The 16,675-nt window shown below is 39.5% G+C and carries 14 protein-coding genes; 12 read left to right on the top strand and 2 right to left on the bottom strand.

Features of this window, described 5'->3' with window-relative positions:
* A partial coding sequence (locus EP737_RS20625) for a sugar phosphate isomerase/epimerase family protein (RefSeq protein WP_165350879.1) occupies nt 1-570 on the top strand: 570 nt, incomplete at its 5' end.
* Nucleotides 571-804: 234 nt separating this feature from the next.
* Here EP737_RS20625 and gntK read toward each other — a convergent pair.
* The gene (gene gntK, locus EP737_RS20630; RefSeq protein ID WP_379947835.1) at nt 805-2,331 is read right to left on the bottom strand and encodes a gluconokinase; all 1,527 of its coding nucleotides are present in this window, start codon (nt 2,329-2,331) and stop codon (nt 805-807) included.
* A 90-nt stretch (nt 2,332-2,421) separates the two neighbouring features.
* Complete coding sequence (locus tag EP737_RS20635; RefSeq protein ID WP_129730515.1) at nt 2,422-3,765, bottom strand: GntT/GntP/DsdX family permease; 1,344 nt, start codon at nt 3,763-3,765, stop codon at nt 2,422-2,424.
* Nucleotides 3,766-4,024: 259 nt separating this feature from the next.
* Here EP737_RS20635 and EP737_RS20640 point away from each other — a divergent pair, with 259 nt between their 5' ends.
* From EP737_RS20640 to EP737_RS20690, 11 genes are all read left to right on the top strand, one after another.
* Entirely contained in the window at nt 4,025-4,867 is an 843-nt protein-coding gene (locus EP737_RS20640; RefSeq protein ID WP_129730517.1) for a MurR/RpiR family transcriptional regulator, read from the top strand.
* A 419-nt stretch (nt 4,868-5,286) separates the two neighbouring features.
* Entirely contained in the window at nt 5,287-6,750 is a 1,464-nt protein-coding gene (putP, locus tag EP737_RS20645; RefSeq protein WP_129730519.1) for a sodium/proline symporter PutP, read from the top strand.
* A 258-nt stretch (nt 6,751-7,008) separates the two neighbouring features.
* The gene (locus tag EP737_RS20650; RefSeq protein WP_129730521.1) at nt 7,009-8,010 is read left to right on the top strand and encodes a LacI family DNA-binding transcriptional regulator; all 1,002 of its coding nucleotides are present in this window, start codon (nt 7,009-7,011) and stop codon (nt 8,008-8,010) included.
* Nucleotides 8,011-8,086: 76 nt separating this feature from the next.
* The gene (locus EP737_RS20655) at nt 8,087-9,073 is read left to right on the top strand and encodes a DUF4003 family protein (RefSeq protein ID WP_129730523.1); all 987 of its coding nucleotides are present in this window, start codon (nt 8,087-8,089) and stop codon (nt 9,071-9,073) included.
* Nucleotides 9,074-9,723: 650 nt separating this feature from the next.
* Nucleotides 9,724-11,670, top strand: coding sequence for a BglG family transcription antiterminator (locus EP737_RS20660; protein ID WP_129730589.1), 1,947 nt, complete (start codon nt 9,724-9,726; stop codon nt 11,668-11,670).
* Nucleotides 11,671-12,172: 502 nt separating this feature from the next.
* Nucleotides 12,173-12,499 (top strand): PTS sugar transporter subunit IIB, encoded by a 327-nt coding sequence (locus tag EP737_RS20665; protein WP_342046590.1) that lies wholly within the window; start codon nt 12,173-12,175, stop codon nt 12,497-12,499.
* A gap of 49 nt (nt 12,500-12,548) precedes the next feature.
* Nucleotides 12,549-13,847: a PTS cellobiose transporter subunit IIC gene (gene celB / locus EP737_RS20670; protein WP_410776883.1), complete on the top strand. Its 1,299-nt coding sequence runs from the start codon at nt 12,549-12,551 to the stop codon at nt 13,845-13,847.
* 94 nt (nt 13,848-13,941) lie between these two features.
* Nucleotides 13,942-14,274 carry a PTS lactose/cellobiose transporter subunit IIA gene (locus tag EP737_RS20675; protein ID WP_213084043.1) on the top strand — a complete coding sequence of 111 codons (333 nt, stop codon included), beginning with the start codon at nt 13,942-13,944 and terminating at the stop codon, nt 14,272-14,274.
* A gap of 164 nt (nt 14,275-14,438) precedes the next feature.
* Nucleotides 14,439-15,767, top strand: a complete 1,329-nt coding sequence (locus EP737_RS20680; protein ID WP_129730591.1) for a 6-phospho-beta-glucosidase — start codon at nt 14,439-14,441, stop codon at nt 15,765-15,767.
* A 222-nt stretch (nt 15,768-15,989) separates the two neighbouring features.
* Nucleotides 15,990-16,301 (top strand): PTS sugar transporter subunit IIB, encoded by a 312-nt coding sequence (locus EP737_RS20685; RefSeq protein WP_129730531.1) that lies wholly within the window; start codon nt 15,990-15,992, stop codon nt 16,299-16,301.
* A gap of 35 nt (nt 16,302-16,336) precedes the next feature.
* On the top strand, nt 16,337-16,663 hold the full coding sequence (locus tag EP737_RS20690; RefSeq protein ID WP_129730533.1) for a PTS sugar transporter subunit IIA: 327 nt from the start codon (nt 16,337-16,339) through the stop codon (nt 16,661-16,663).
* Nucleotides 16,664-16,675 lie beyond the last annotated feature (12 nt).

Here is a 16,675-nt window from a genome sequence, read left to right on the forward strand (position 1 = left end):
GATTTAATGAACAGCGAATTTGCCGGCGACAAAAGCCGTCCGGTTGAAAGTGAAGCTGCTTTTGTGAAATCAATGGAAGAGCTAATGCCAATTTTTGAAAGAGAAGGCATCAAGCTTAATTTACAATCCCACCCTAACGATTTTATTGAGTTGAATACAGAAGCAATTCGAATGATTCGTGCACTGGATAAAGACTGGATTAAACTGGTATACTCTGTTGCACATGCTTTCTTCTATGACGATGGTATTGGCGATGTAGCAAAACACTTAGAAGAAGCAGGAGATTTACTTGCTCATGTTCTAATTGCTGATACTTTGAATCATAAAGCAGGATTCGGATTACGATATATTGTGAATCCTCCGAATGCAAACGTAACAATTCACCAGCATTTGAACCCTGGTGAAGGTGAAATTAACTTTGAAGCATTATATCGACAATTAAGAGAAATGAAGTTCGATGGCATTGTGACAAACTCAGTATTCGCTTACCCTGATAGACCAGAATGGTCCAACGAATTAACGTTGAAGTCCATTAGAGAAGGATTAAATCTACAATCCATTAAACTTTAATTAGCTAGCTTTTGCTAATTCTAGCAGTCCAGACTGTGGGGAAGATATTCTCCGCAGTCTGTTTCTTTTTACACTGTAAGAAAGTATAAATTTCCAGCGAGACGCGAATTTGACGTAGCCAGAAATTTTAAGAATACAGTATAAGTAGGGCTCGTCAATCGGCGAGTTTTCTTTATTTGGAAAATGAAAAAGAGTTGGTTCAAAATTCAAACCAACTCTTTTATGTCTTTTTAATTAACCTAATGTTTTTCTTTGAAAGTCTGCAATGGCATTGTATTCTTCATTCAGCTTACGGGAAACACGCAGGAAAATAGGAACTAATTCACGATATACTTCAACATGCTCTTTTATCGGACGATGTGTATGGGTAGCTCCTACCATGTTGGAAACAACACGAAGTGAGTCAATTTCTTTTAAGGCATATAGGCCAAGAATAGCTGCACCAAGGCAAGAACTTTCAAAGCTTTCTGGAACGGTCACTTCTTGATCGAAAATATCTGCCATCATTTGGCGCCATAGTTCTGAGCGTGCAAAGCCGCCGGTTGCTTGTACCTTCGTCGGCGCACCAATCTGCTCCTCAAGTGCGAGCAAAACGCTATATAGGTTGAAAATTACACCTTCTAATACAGCACGAATCATATGTTCTTTTTTGTGATGTAAGGTTAGACCAAAGAAGGAGCCTCTAGCATTGGCATTCCACAACGGTGCGCGTTCTCCAGCTAAATAAGGGTGGAATAGCAATCCATCTGCACCGGGAGAAACACGTGCTGCAATTCTAGTGAGTACTTCGTATGGATCAACCCCTAAGCTTTTAGCTGTTTCCACCTCAGCTGCGGCGATTGTATCCCGCACCCAGCGGAATGTCATGCCGCCATTGTTTACAGGGCCGCCAATGACCCAGTGGTCTTCGGTTAAGGCATAACAGAAGATGCGTCCTTTTGGATCTGTAACAGGGCGGTCTGTTACGGTACGAATCGCTCCGCTTGTCCCAATTGTTACAGCTACAACTCCAGGATCAATAGCGTTTACACCAAGATTGGATAGCACACCATCATTTGCGCCAAGGACAAAAGGAGTAGAAGGAAGAATTCCTAATTCCTTTGCGATATCTTCGTTAAGTCCCTGCAAGTAGTGAGTGGTAGGAGCGAGCTTAGATAGGTGATCTCTTGTAATGCCGGCCACCTCAAGTGCTTCCTCATCCCAATCTAGGTTGTGTAAGTTCATCATCCCAGTTGCTGAAGCGATGGAGTGATCGACTACAAATTCTTTAAACAGTTGATAAAATACATACTCTTTAATGGAAATAAACTTAACAGAATTTGCGAAAATCTCTGGTTTTTCTTCCTTCATCCAGCGGATTTTGCATAACGGCGACATCGGGTGAATCGGTGTTCCCGTACGCATGTAAATGCTATGACCATTCCACTTCTCTTTAATCGCTTCTGCCCACTTTGTGCTTCTGTTATCCGCCCAAGTGATACAATTTGTAAGAGGCTTTCCTGATTCATCAATTGCAATGACACTGTGCATAGCTGAGCTGAATGAAACGCAAAGGAGATCCTCCGGTTGAATGGAGCTTTTTCCAATCGCTTCTTTAATCGTTGCTAGTACTGCTTCGTAAATTTCTCCAGGGTTTTGCTCAGCAGTTAAAGGCGTTGGAGTTAATAAGGGATATTCAACTGTGTGGTGGGTAATTACTGTGCCGTCCTTTGAGAAAAGGACCGCTTTCGTACTTGTTGTTCCAATATCAACACCTAACATATATCCAGTTTGCTTCATCATTATAGTCTCCTATCTATGTAGCATAGATCATCTATAAAAGGTTAGAGGCCTTTTGCTACATTCAAATTGTTAAGTAATAAATAAACTAATCAAAAATACAACTACAAATGCTGTGAGGGAGCTTAATGTTTCCATGATTGTCCAAGAGCGAAGGGTATCTTTTACATCCAATCCAAAATATCGATTGATAAGCCAAAAGCCGGAATCGTTTACATGAGATGCAATGGTGGCACCGGCCGCTATGGAAATCGCAATTAATCCTAGAATGGGTCCTTCTAAACCAAGATTGATTATAAAGGGAGATAATAAGCTGCCGGATGTTACCATGGCAACTGTTGCAGAGCCCTGGGCAATTCTTACAGCGGATGCTATTAGAAATGCAAGGACAATGGGCGGAAGAGAAGAATGTTCCATTGAATTAGCTAATATCTTTCCTACGCCAGAATCCATTAGAACCTGCTTAAATACACCGCCAGCACCTGTGACAAGAATAATCATGCCTGCCGGCTCCAGGGCTTTGCTAGCAATCATTTGTACCTCTTGCTTTGAATATCCGCGTTTAACACCTAAAAAGTAAAATACAAGGATTGTTGAAATAAGCAAAGAGACAAATGGGTGGCCTAAGAATGCAAGGAATGTGCGGATAATATTTCCTTCTTGCAAGACAACCTTTGAAACTGTATTCAAAAGAATCAAAAGTAATGGCACTAAAATAATATTTGCAATGAGTCCAAAGCTTGGCAGTTCTTGATCATCTTCAATTTCCTCTACATTTATATAGCGCGGAACAGCCACATGTATTTTTTTTGCAATGTATTTTCCAAATAATGGTCCTGCTATTATCATCGCCGGCAAGCCTGCGATGGTTCCAAATAAAATGACCCATCCAAGATCGGCACCAATTAAATTGGCAACAACAATGGGACCGGGAGTTGGCGGAATGAAGCTATGGGTAATAGCCAGGCCGGCAAACAGCGGAATACCATAATAGAGAAGGGAGCGTCCGGTTTTCCTTGCCAGGCGGTAAACAATGGGGACTAAAACAACAAAGCCGACATCAAAAAAGACGGGAATCCCTACGAGAAACCCTGTAAAACCTAATGCCCAAGGAATTTTGTCTTCTCCAAACTTTTTTATTAGGGTTTTGGCAAGACGCTCTGCTCCGCCTGATACCTCAAGCATTTGGCCAAACATAGCCCCTAGACCAACGACAACTGCTACAAAACCGAGTGTTTCACCCATACCTTGTTGCATGGAAGCAATAACCTCATGTAAAGGCATTCCTGCAGCTACTCCAACAAGCAAACTAACAAGAAGAAGTGCGACAAACGCGTGAAGCTTCGTTCGAATAACTAAGAATAGAAGTAATGATACCCCAGCGGCAGTGGCTAGAATAGGTATAAATTCGGACATGGTAAGTCCTCCGATATCTTATAGAGTGTTACTGCATTAGGGCCTCTAAGTGCTCCACTCCAATCCCCCTTCCGATTCTTCATACAGCCATAAGCGTATTTGTTTCGGTTTCTCCTCGAGCCGAGGAGAAAAATTTTTCTGATATGTTCATTATACGAAAAAAAATTCCTTGTGCAATCGTTTCCAAGAAAAAAATTTCTTTGTTAAAGGATTTTAGTTATAATATAGAGTAAGATGCTGTGGGAAAGGGGTGAAAAAAATGGAACAGCCTCAACAGTGTTTCACTAGAATCCAGTCCTTTTACCCGGAGCTTAGTGAAACAGAAAAAAAAGTTGCTGATTATATTTTGCAGTTTCCAGAGAAAATCATGCATCAAACGATTACACAGGTTTCTGAGGATATTGGTGTAGCAACTTCAACTGTTTTTCGCTTTTGCCAAAGAATGGGTTTTAAAGGATATCAAGCCATGAAAATTGTATTGGCTTCTGAAGTTGCCTTGCCGATTCGAGAAATGGTTCAGGAAAAAATTCAAGAGCATGATAATGAAAGGGCCGTTACGGAAAAAATCTTTAATACCAGTATTCGGACCTTTAAAGATACGATTCAGATGATGGATTTTTCCCTAATCAAAAAGGCGGTAAAAGCTATATTACAGGCAGAACGGGTTGAATTTTACGGGATAGGTGGCTCAGGAATCGTAGCGCTTGATGCCCATCATAAATTTATTGGTTCAGGAATCACTACGGTAGCCTATACGGATCCATATCTACAGCTGCGAGCGGCATCACAGCTTACCGAAAAGGATGTAGCAGTCATTATTTCAGATTCAGGTGCCAATACAGATACGGTCCAAGTTTGTGAGGCGGCAAAAGAAGCAGGGGCTAAGACAATTGTCATTACTAATTTGACAAAATCCTCTCTCAATAAGAAAGCAGATGTCCTTTTGCGTACAGTTTCTAATGGAGTTGAAATGCGCTCTGAGGATGTCTTTTCCAGAATTGTTCAGTTAAGCCTCATTGACGCTTTGTATACAAATGTAATCAAAGGTAAAAAGGAAATGGGTCAGGGGCCAATGGGAAGGATTAAAAAGCTATTTGAGTAATATTTATACAATTAAATAAATAATTACAAAGAGACCTTGGATGCATATACATCCAAGGTTTTTCACATTGTAAGAGAGTATAATTTTCCAGTTGGAGATGAATTCAGCGTAGTCGGAAATTTTAGGAGTACAGTGTAAGTGCAACTACACCTCTGTCTTCACCAAAGGTGAGGGCTTGCCAATCCGCGATTTTTCTTTATATTTTAAGGTTATTCCATCGCTTGTAACCTCGTACTTCATTATAATTAAAATCTGCGAAATTTCCCATAAAGAAGTGCTTTGAATTTGATGGGAATAGCTTCTTATTAGTCTTCAACAGGCAGTGTTTCTAGAGAAAACGATAGAGTATATTATGTATAAATTATTGCGATATTCAGGACAAACCATTATATTAGAAAAGGTGAAAGGAGGAAATATAGATGAAGGTTGAGTTATTAGCTTCTATTGGTGTATACATGTTAGGCATGCTCATTATAGGTTACTATGCTTACAAGCGTACGTCCAGTTTGTCTGATTATATGCTAGGCGGAAGAACGGTTGGTCCGGCAGTTACTGCAATCAGCGCAGGGGCAGCCGATATGAGCGGATGGTTATTGATGGGGCTTCCAGGAGCTATGTTTGTTCAAGGAATTAGTGCGTCTTGGATCGCGATTGGTCTTACGTTAGGTGCTTATGCGAACTGGCTGTATGTTGCGCCGCGATTAAGAAGCTATACTGAAGTTGCAAACAATTCTATGACTATTCCAGCTTTTTTAGAGAACCGTTTCGGTGATGCTTCTAAGATGCTACGTTTAATTTCTGGACTTATTATTATGGTGTTCTTTACATTTTACGTATCCTCTGGGATGGTATCCGGCGGGGTCTTGTTTGAAAACACATTTGGTCTGGACTACCATATCGGTCTTTGGATTGTTGCAGGTGTTGTTGTTTTTTATACATTGTTTGGCGGGTTTCTTGCGGTAAGCTGGACAGACTTTGTTCAAGGATTAATTATGGTGATTGCTCTTATTATGGTTCCTTTATTTACTGTTAGGCATACTGGTGGAATTGGATCAGCATTTACTGAGATTAAAACCATTGATCCTACCTTGTTTGATCTGTTTAAAGGGACAAGTCTCTTAGGCATTATTTCTTTATTTGCATGGGGCCTTGGTTATTTCGGCCAGCCGCATATTATTGTCCGATTTATGGCCATTTCTTCTGTGAAGGAAATTAAAAAAGCACGCGGCATCGGGATGGGATGGATGATCTTTTCTGTAGGCGGCGCTATGCTTACAGGGTTTGTCGGAATTGCTTATTACTCTAAGCAAGGGTTGAACTTAGCAAACCCAGAGACAGTATTTATTGAATTGAGTGAAATCTTATTCCATCCTATTATTACTGGATTTTTGCTGGCGGCACTTCTGGCAGCAATTATGAGCACAATTTCTTCACAGCTTCTTGTTACTTCAAGTGCGTTGACTGAAGATTTATATAAGACGTTTTTTAGACGTTCTGCAACAGAGAAGGAGCTTATCCTAGTTGGCCGTCTTTCTGTTTTGCTTGTTTCAATTGTTGCTGTAGTGCTTGCTTACGGTAAAACAGGTACAATTCTATCATTGGTAGGATATGCGTGGGCTGGATTTGGGGCTTCGTTTGGACCAGTTATTTTATTGAGCCTATACTGGAAGCGGATGAACCGCTGGGGAGCTTTAGCGGGAATGCTGGCAGGGGCAATTACTGTTATCATCTGGACAAGCATTCCAGTTTTGAAGGACACACTTTATGAAATGCTTCCAGGATTTGCTGCGAACCTACTTGCTATCTATGTAGTAAGCCTATTAACTCCAAAGCCAGGTAGGGAGACAGAGGGAAAATTTGAGCAGTATCAGCAATCAGCTTGATCTGAAAAGATAAAGAAAGCTTGCTGAGATATTTGAAAGATACCGAGCATATTTTGTAGATATGCTCGGTATTGTTGTTTTATGAGGAAGAACTGTATGTTAGGAATTTTAAGAATCTATAGGGTAGTTGATTCTTTTAGTCATTATCCGTTATCATATAAGAAGTATCTTTCTATTTAAGCTACTTGTGTTAAATAGATAATTATTTATTATAAGTTTCTTTGTAATCGATTACATCAAGAGGAAGAGTGAATATAGATGATGAAAATGATTGATGTGGCAAAGCGTGCAAATGTATCTACAGCAACTGTTTCCCGGGTTCTCAGAAAACCGGATAAGGTAAGTAAGGATACAAGAGAAAAGGTGTTGGCGGCTATTAAAGAGCTGAATTATCAGCCGAACATGGTGGCCAGACAATTTAGGACAAAAGAAACAAAAACAGTTTTAGTTGTCATTCCAGACGTCACAAGTCCTTTCTTTTCAGAAGTGCTTAGAGGAATTGAGCATATAGCACTTGAAAGTGGCTATCGGGTGATTTTAGGGGATACAGAGAACAATATCAACAGGGAACATGAATATATTGAGTTGTTACTTCAGCAGCAAGCGGATGGCATGATTTTATTAACAGCCAGAATGGATCGAGCACGTTTAGAAGAGATTGCAAATCAATTTCCAGTGGTGCTCGCCTGTGAGTATATTGATGAACTGGATGTTCCGACTGTGTCTATTGACAATATTAGTGCAGCTAGAAAAGCAACTGAACATTTTATCCAGCTGGGCCATACTAGAATTGCACATATAGCGGGACCTATGAATGTTATATTAAGCCGAGATCGACTGAAGGGCTATGAACAAGCCCTGATCAGTCACCAATTGCCCATTGACCCTTTGTACATTAAGGAAGGCGATTTTAGCCTTGAGTCCGGTTACAATCAAATGCTGCATTTGCTTGAGCTAGAGGTTCCGCCTACTGCCGTTTTTGTCTTTAATGATTTAATGGCGATAGGAGCAATTAAAGCCGTAAAAGATAAGGGATTGCGTGTACCGGAGGATATAGCAGTGGTAGGCTTTGATAATATTAAGATGACTTCCGTATTCGAACCTAACATAACAACGATTGACCAGCCAAAGTATGAGATTGGAAAAAAGGCAATGGATTTATTACTAAATCTGATGAACGGGGAAACGTTGGAGAGGAAAAAGTTTGTATTAAAGGATGAATTAATTATTAGGGAATCCTCAGGTTTTAAGAGAATATAGAAAGCAAGCAAGGAATATGCCCTTCCTGTTGCGAATGTATGAGTAAGAGCTATTGTGAGAACGGGAGGGGATTACGATGACAGTGGTACAGGAGAAACTAGATGAATATAAGCATATATATGAACAATTGAAAGAAAAGCTAAGATGGAAGATTAATGATAAACGCACATTAATGATTGTTGCGTCTATGTATGTTGTAAATGATAAGCCGTTTCACTTCCCGCAGTTTTTCGAGCTGAGTCAATATGTGAAAGCGCAGGCTGGTTTCTTCTCACCGCTGAAATCGTATTCACGTTTTACAATAGCAGCTATGCTTGATGTACGTTTTGAGCAGCCGATTGAAGCATTTCATAGACTGCTAGAACTGTATGACAAGCTTGTAGCTGGCGGCTTTTCGAGAGGAATCTTCACTTATATTGCAGCGGCAGCAATGTTGTCTAATCGAGAGGAGTATGGGGAGATTCTTACACGGTCGTTAACTATATATAAAGGAATGAAGGCAAAGCATAAGTTTCTAACATCAAGCAGTGACTATCCATTGGCGGTGCTTCTCGGAAAGCATGAGGAACCTGTAGAGCTCCTGCTTGAACGGATGGAGGACTTCTATGAAAAGCTAAGTAGGGCAGGCTTTTCAAAGGGAAATGATTTGCAATTTCTAAGCCATATTCTCTCCTTGCATCGTGAAGTAGGGCAGGATATTTTGATTGGACGCTGCGCTGTATTACTGCAAGCCCTGAAGCAATCGGGGCAGAAGGTAAAGAAGATGCATTATTCTACGATAGGCTTACTTGCGCTATTAGAGGACGGCACGGAGGTCATAGAAGAGGTTGGTAAAGCTATGGAGCATTTAAATCATGAAAAACGATTTAAAGCTTATCGAGATGTAAACTTCATGATGGCTGTAAACTTTCTTGTGAGTGATAAAATATCAGATTCACGTATGCTTGAAACAGGGTTATATACGGCAATTGAAGCCATTGTTCAAGCACAGCAGGCAGCGATGGTTTCGTATGTTGCTGTTATTTCCACAAGCTCTTCCGTTTCCTCCAGCGATGGACCGTAGGAATTTTTTATATGAAAACAACAAAAAGGAATCAGTTTGATTCCTTTTTGTATTTAATAAGACAATATAATTTTGTGAACACTGTCTGGCTCTTATGATCCGTCTTCATATGCCATACAGGGAAGAAACGCTTATCCTCTTTTCGTGGTGTAAGGTGTAACGGAAAAAATAAGTATAAATGCAAATAGTATTAGTGTACAATAAAAATATTGTCAGTGTATAATTTAATGAAAACGGTATTTAAAAAATGTACAGTGTTTATTAGAATGGTTGAGAACGCCGCTAAGGAGCGGTAGCTGTTTATTCAGACATAGCATAAGGCTAACGGCCAGAGTGCAATCCCTTATAAAGAAAAGCTAAGGTATTCTGAAAAGCTGACCCAATCACTTTGAAAGCGTTGACAGTTTTTAAAATTCATGTTAATTTTTGAATGCAAAATGAACGTGAGGAAAACTTAGGATTGTTACTGGTTAAGCAGGCAAAACCTAAATTGCTGGAACAGTAGGACGGTTATTTTCTTACTTTCTAGTAATTTAGGTTTTTTATTTGTAGATGGATGTAATTTTGAAGTCATGTTTATCTTTAGCAAAATAAGCTCTGAGCATAATATCAAAAGGAAAAATTATATATCCAGGGAGAAGGTGATCATGATGTGTAATTCCCGAATAGCTACGATTCTGCGTGAATTAGTAGCTGCGAAGTCTGCTTCATCCGTTGTGACAGGTGAATACTTGGCAAACATAAATCGAGTTACCTCCCGGACTGCCAGAAATGATATGAAGGAATTGGATACATTGCTTTCTAAGCATGGTGCTGGGGTTAAATCAATAAGAGGGACTGGCTATGAACTAGAGGTTTGGGATGACCAGGCTTTCCACAGGCTGCTACAAGAAATGTTCCGAGATGAATCAATGCAGCAAGGTGGGATCCCAGACACACAGGAAGCGCGTGTTCAGTATCTCTTGCAGCGTTTGCTGCTTACAAATGAGTATATGAAGCTTGAAGATTTAGCAGATGAATTATACATTAGTAAATCGACTGTTCAAAATGATTTACGGGATGTAAAAAAGATCTTGCAGCAATACGGAATTATTTTAGAAAAGCGCCCCAATTATGGACTGAAACTAAAAGGGGAAGAAATTAAGCTCCGCTTTTGTATGTCGGAGTATATATTTAATCAGAAGGCAAGAGAGCTAAATAAGATTAATGAGCAGCTTTCTATTATTGCAAAAGAAGAAATAATAATAATCCGAAATATCATCCTAGGACAAATTAAAGAGTACGGAATCACACTCTCTGATGTAGCACTTAATAATCTTATTATTCATATTGCAATTGCTTGTAAACGTATTAGAAGTAGTAATCATGTGTCTATCTATGGAAATGAGCTAGTTCACATTATTAAACAATATGAATATAAAGCAGCATTAGAAATTGTTGAAGCCATTGAACAGAGCCTGCAAATATCGTTTCCGCAAACAGAGGTTGCGTATATTGCCATGCATTTGTTAGGGACAAAGCTAGTCACCCATACAGACATGGATGAAGAAAACCTCCAAGTGTTAATGGACAAGGAAATCTATCCTCTTACACTCAAGGTTCTAGAGGGGATTGAGAGTAAATTAAATTTAGGAATTAGGTATGATAAAGAGCTTATTTTCGGAATTAGTCTGCACCTAAAGCCAGCAATGAATCGATACCGATATGGAATGAATTTACGAAACCCTATGCTTGCAGCGATAAAAACAAATTATCCACTCGCTTTTGAGGCAGCAATCCTTGCTGGAATGATTTTAGAAAAAGAATTAGAAATTAAAATAGATGAAAATGAAATCGGTTATCTTGCCCTTCATATAGGGGCAGCTATAGAGCGGAAAAAGATGCTGCATCAGCCAAAGAGATGTATGATTGTCTGTGCTTCGGGTGTAGGAAGTGCCAAGCTCGTATACTATAAGCTGCAATCCAAGTTTGGTTCAAGGATGGAAATAGCAGGAACAACGGAATACTATAAGCTTCATCAGGTACCTATGCATACACTTGATTTTATCATTAGTACGATTCCAATCTCCGACTCCTTGCCTATTCCAGTCATTGAAGTGAATACCATTCTAGATGGAAATGATATTCAAAAGATTGAACATACTATGCTAGATCATTCTAATGAAACACTGGAATACACAAGAGAAGAATTGGTGTTCCTTCAACAAAGGTTTGAAACAAAGGAAGAAGTGTTGCGGTTTTTAGGGGATAATCTCCAGAAGCAGGGGCTTGTTAAAGAGGGATTTATAGATTCTGTATTTCAAAGGGAAGCTATGTCACCTACTAGCTTTGGTAATTTAGTAGCTATCCCTCATCCTATTATGCCGGAGACAGATACTACCTTTTGGTCTATTTGTACGTTACAAAGACCTATATTGTGGAAGGACAAACAGGTCCAGTTTGTCTGTTTGTTAAGTGTAGAAAAAAACAGCACAACAGACCTGCAAAAAATGTATAATTTGCTAGGAAAGGTAGTAGAGGATCAGAGTTTGGTGCAGCAATTATTGAAATGTAAGAACTATAACGAATTTACTCGCGTGTTTTTAGGGAAAAGATAATAGTTATGGAATATTCCTCTGTTATGAACGATTGTAGCGGGGGATTTTTTTATTGCGGAGAGTTATGTGACCCAGCCTTCTTCTACAAAGAATATTCTTTTGCACTTCAAGAAAGTATAAATTCCTAGCTAGAAGTTCATTCGACGTAGTGGGGAATTTTAGGAATAAAGTATAAGTGCAACTAAGCCTCTGTCTTCGCCCAAGAGCAGGGCTCGCCAATCGGCGAGTTTTCTTATCAATCCGAGGACTGCTTATAGTGACGAAGGGTAAGTGGGGGAGTTGTACTTCCATGTTTCCAGGGATAGATAGGGCATCAGTGCTTATACAGTGAACAGTTTTATAGTTCTAGTTAGTACCATTTAACCTAATAAATAGTCTAAAGATTCTATTATCTTTTTCCGTTGTGTAACGGAAAAAGGTTATGTGTAGTTGAAATCGCTTTCAAGTTAATATAAAGACACGAAAAGGAAACGCTTTCATGCATGATTACAAAAAGTAGAATATAGCCAAGGAGGAATTTTACATGAATATTTTATTATGCTGCGCTGCAGGAATGTCTACAAGTTTACTAGTTACAAAAATGGAGAAAAGTGCACAAGAGCAAGGTAAAGAGTATAAGATCTGGGCTGTTTCAGGTGACTCTGTACGAAATCATGTTGATCAAGCAGACATTTTGTTGTTAGGCCCACAAGTACGCTATATGCTTCCTCAATTAAAAAAATTAGGAGAAGAGAAAAGTATTCCGGTTGATGTGATTAACTCAGTTCACTATGGAACTTGTAACGGTGCAGAGGTAGTGAAATTTGCAGAACAATTAGTTTCTAAATAGGAGCGTGAATGCTGTGAGCAAATTTACAGATGTATTAGAAAATAAGGTTATGCCAATCGCTGGTCGTATCGCAGGGCAACGTCATTTACAAGCCCTGCGCGATGGAATCGTACTCTCTATGCCCCTTATCATCATCGGTTCTGTTTTCTTAATTCTGGCGAACTTGCCGATACCAGGCTATAACGAATTTATGGCAGGAATATTTGGAGATCAATGGGCAACGAAGCTTTCATATCCTGTAGGAGCAACATTCGACATTATGGCGCTTATTGCCGCATTTGGGATTGCCTATCGATTAGCTGAAAAATATGGAGTAGACGCACTATCAGCAGGAGCTATTTCTGTTGCTGCTTTCTTACTGGCAACGCCGTACAAAGTATCCTTCCTTGCAGAGGGAGCAAAGGAAGCTATTTTGGTAGATGGTGGAATTCCTACTGCTTTAATGGGAAGTAAAGGATTATTCGTTGCAATGCTTATCGCAATGCTTTCTACTGAAATTTATCGTTGGATTATTCAAAAGGATATCATCATTAAAATGCCAGATGGAGTACCGCCATCTGTAGGAAAATCATTTGCCGCACTCATTCCTGGATTTGCAGTTATTACATTGATTTGGGTACTACGTTTACTTGTTGAACAAACAGATTTTCAAAGCTTACACAATATTATCGGAGAAGTATTAGGAAAGCCGCTTGGTATCCTAGGTGGAACATTAGGTGGAAGTATTGTCGCTGAGCTAGTTGTTGTATTGTTATGGTCTTGCGGCTTGCACGGATCTAACATTGTAAGTGGTGTAATGGCACCGATTTGGTATGGCGCAATGGATGAAAACCGTTTAGCCTTCCAAAATCATGAGGCATTACCGAATATTGTAACACAGCAATTTTTTGATAACTTTATTAACATTGGTGGAAGCGGTGCTACTTTGGCGCTTGTAGTAGCTATGGTTCTACGTTCTAGAAGTACGCAAGGAAAGCAATTAGGAAAATTAGCAATTGGACCCGCTATTTTTAATATCAATGAACCGATTATCTTTGGTATGCCGATTGTTATGAACCCTATGCTGATTATCCCGTTCGTCTTAACACCAATTCTTACAGTAATCGCAACATATATTGGAATGTCAACGGGCTTAGTTGCTAAAACAGCGGGAATTGCAGTGCCTTGGACAATGCCGCCGCTTCTATCAGGATATTTAGCTACAGGCGGGAAAATTTCCGGGGCTGTGATGCAGCTGGTAAATATCGCGATTGCGTTTTGTATGTACTATCCATTCTTCAAAATGTGGGATAAGAAGAATTTCGTTGAAGAAGGCGGAAGTGATGCAACAGGTAATAAGATTGCATAAGCTCTTTTCAAACAATTTGTCTATATCAGGCAGGAGACAACCTGCCTGACATACATTTTATCTGTGTCAAATTGATTTCATAAAGGAGGAATATATCATGAGCAACTTAGAAGAAGTGATTTTTCAAATCATCCTTCATGCCGGAAATGGAAGAAGCTCCTCAATGGAAGCTATCGCAGCGGCGAAACAGGGTAATTTTGCAGAAGCAAGAGAGAAGCTGAAGGAAGCTGGAGAGGAGCTCAATGGGGCTCATCATTTCCAAACATCCTTAATTCAAGGGGAGATTCGCGGGGAGAAGACAGAAATTTCTCTTCTTATGATTCATGCGCAAGACCATTTAATGAATGCGATCACAATGAAGGATCTAGCAACAGAGATGGTAGATATGTATGAGCTAATAAAGTTACCCCAAGGTGTCAGTGTTTGAGCAATTTAGCTATGAATGTAGACGAAGACGATTTGAGTAACATGTTTTCTCCGGGATGTGCTCATAGCTAGGGCTCTTCCCGGTGTTATAACGCATAAACTGGTTGGAATCACTATATACATACCACTTATTTAAAGAGGAGGATTACTATGGAAAACAATACATTGAAACAAGGTATCAAAATTGTAACGATTGGTGGAGGATCAAGCTATACACCGGAATTAGTAGAAGGTTTTATTAAACGCTATGAGGAACTGCCTGTACGTGAATTATGGTTAGTAGACGTAGAAGAAGGAAAAGAAAAGTTAGAAATTGTAGGAAACCTTGCTAAGCGTATGATTGAAAAAGCAGGTCTAGATATCGAGGTACATTTAACGTTAAATCGAAGAGAGGCCTTGCCTAATGCAGACTTTGTTACAACTCAGTTTCGTGTAGGATTACTTGATGCTCGTGCGAAGGATGAAAGAATTCCTTTAAGCCATGGAGTATTAGGACAAGAGACAAATGGTCCAGGTGGACTATTTAAAGGATTACGCACAATTCCAGTTATCTTGGATATTGTAAAGGATATTAAGGAATTATGTCCAAATGCTTGGTTAATTAACTTCACAAACCCGGCTGGTATGGTAACAGAGGCTGTTCTTCGTTATACAGATCATAGGAAAATCGTTGGTTTATGTAATGTTCCGATTGGAATTGAAATGGGGATTGCAAAGCTGCTAGATGTGGAGCATTCCCGCATTCGTATTGATTTCGCCGGTCTAAACCATATGGTATACGGATTAGATGTGTATGTAGATGGAGTAAGTGTAAAAGATAAAGTGATTGAAATGCTATCAAATCCAGAAAACAGCAGCTTTGTTAAAAATGTAGAAGGACAAGGATGGGAACCGGAATTCATTCGAGCGCTCAACGCTTTAACTTGTCCATATCATTTGTACTACTACAAAAAAGATGAAATGCTTCAAAAAGAGCTGAAAAACTTTAAAGAGGGTACAACAAGAGCAGAAGTGGTCAAGCAGCTTGAGGATGAATTATTTGAGCTGTACAAAGATCCTAATTTGGCTGTGAAGCCGCCTCAATTAGAGCAACGCGGCGGGGCTTACTATAGCGATGCAGCTGTTCGTCTAATTTCTTCTATCTATAATGATAAACGTGATATTCAACCGGTTAATACGATTAATAACGGTGCGATTGCAAGCATTCCACATGACTCTGCTGTTGAGGTGAGCTGTGTAATTACAAAAGAAGGTCCAAAGCCAATCATTAGCGGAGATTTACCAGTTGCAGTCCGAGGACTCGTACAGCAAATCAAGTCCTTTGAACGTGTAGCTGCCGAAGCAGCTGTAACAGGCAGCTATGATACAGCTTTACTTGCTATGACAATTAACCCGCTTGTTCCTTCCGATAAGGTTGGTAAAAAAATCTTGGATGAAATGCTAGAAGCACATAAAGATTATTTACCACAATTTTTTGCAAAGGTTGAAGCATAATAGAGAGGCTGGTTCCGGTACGAATCAAATTGTACCAGGACCAGCCTTTTTGTACCACTGCAGGAAGGTATAAGTTTCCAGACAGTAGTTATCTTGTATTTAAACTTTCCGTTACATAACGGAAAAAGCATATGTTTAATTGTAAGCGTTTTTATAATAGAATGAAATCATCAAAAAAACACAATTTCATCTCAATTATTAAATAAATGGAGGAATCCTTATATGAATATTTTATTATGTTGTGCAGCAGGAATGTCGACTAGCTTATTAGTAACGAAAATGGAGAAAAGTGCAGAAGCGCAAGGGAAGTCGTATAAAATCTGGGCAGTTCCAGGGGATGTAGTGAAAAATCATATTGATAGTGCTGACGTGTTATTGCTAGGTCCGCAAGTGCGTTTCTTGCTGCCACAGCTGAAACAGCTAGGGCAACAGAAGGGGGTTCCAGTTGATGTAATTAATCCTGTTCACTATGGAATGTGCAATGGGGAAGAAGTAGTGAAGGTTGCAGAGCAATTAACAGCTAAAATAGAATAAGCGAGTTTGCTCATAGTTCAAAGGAGGAAAAGGTTGTGGGAAATTCAGAAGAAGTTGTCTTTCAAATTATCCTTCATGGGGGAAATGGTAAAAGCTCAGCAATGGAGGCTATTGCAGCAGCAAAGAAAGGGGATTTTGCAACTGCAAGAGAAAAGATTCAAGAGGCTGGCGAGGCATTAAATCAGGCTCATCATATACAAACTTCTTTAATTCAAGGTGAAATTAGAGGAGAAAAGAACGAGATTTCTCTTTTAATGGTTCATGCTCAAGACCATTTAATGAATGCGATTATGATAAAGGATTTAGCAATGGAATTTGTAGAGTTGTATGAGTATGTTACAACCTCTAAGGATCGGGTATAAATATAAATAGTC

This window comes from Ectobacillus funiculus (assembly GCF_004138295.1).
GTDB lineage: Bacteria > Bacillota > Bacilli > Bacillales > Bacillaceae_G > Ectobacillus > Ectobacillus funiculus.

Excerpts from the sequence above, each read along its gene's own strand:
- EP737_RS20685 (WP_129730531.1), top strand. The coding sequence starts at position 15,990 with ATGAATATTTTATTATGTTGTGCAGCAGGAATGTCGACTAGCTTATTA.
- EP737_RS20640 (WP_129730517.1), top strand. The coding sequence starts at position 4,025 with ATGGAACAGCCTCAACAGTGTTTCACTAGAATCCAGTCCTTTTACCCG.
- EP737_RS20655 (WP_129730523.1), top strand. The coding sequence starts at position 8,087 with ATGACAGTGGTACAGGAGAAACTAGATGAATATAAGCATATATATGAA.
- EP737_RS20660 (WP_129730589.1), top strand. The coding sequence starts at position 9,724 with ATGTGTAATTCCCGAATAGCTACGATTCTGCGTGAATTAGTAGCTGCG.
- EP737_RS20650 (WP_129730521.1), top strand. The coding sequence starts at position 7,009 with ATGATGAAAATGATTGATGTGGCAAAGCGTGCAAATGTATCTACAGCA.
- gntK (WP_379947835.1), bottom strand. The coding sequence starts at position 2,331 with ATGTTAGGTGTTGATATTGGAACAACAAGTACGAAAGCGGTCCTTTTC.
- celB (WP_410776883.1), top strand. The coding sequence starts at position 12,549 with ATGCCAATCGCTGGTCGTATCGCAGGGCAACGTCATTTACAAGCCCTG.
- putP (WP_129730519.1), top strand. The coding sequence starts at position 5,287 with ATGAAGGTTGAGTTATTAGCTTCTATTGGTGTATACATGTTAGGCATG.
- EP737_RS20635 (WP_129730515.1), bottom strand. The coding sequence starts at position 3,765 with ATGTCCGAATTTATACCTATTCTAGCCACTGCCGCTGGGGTATCATTA.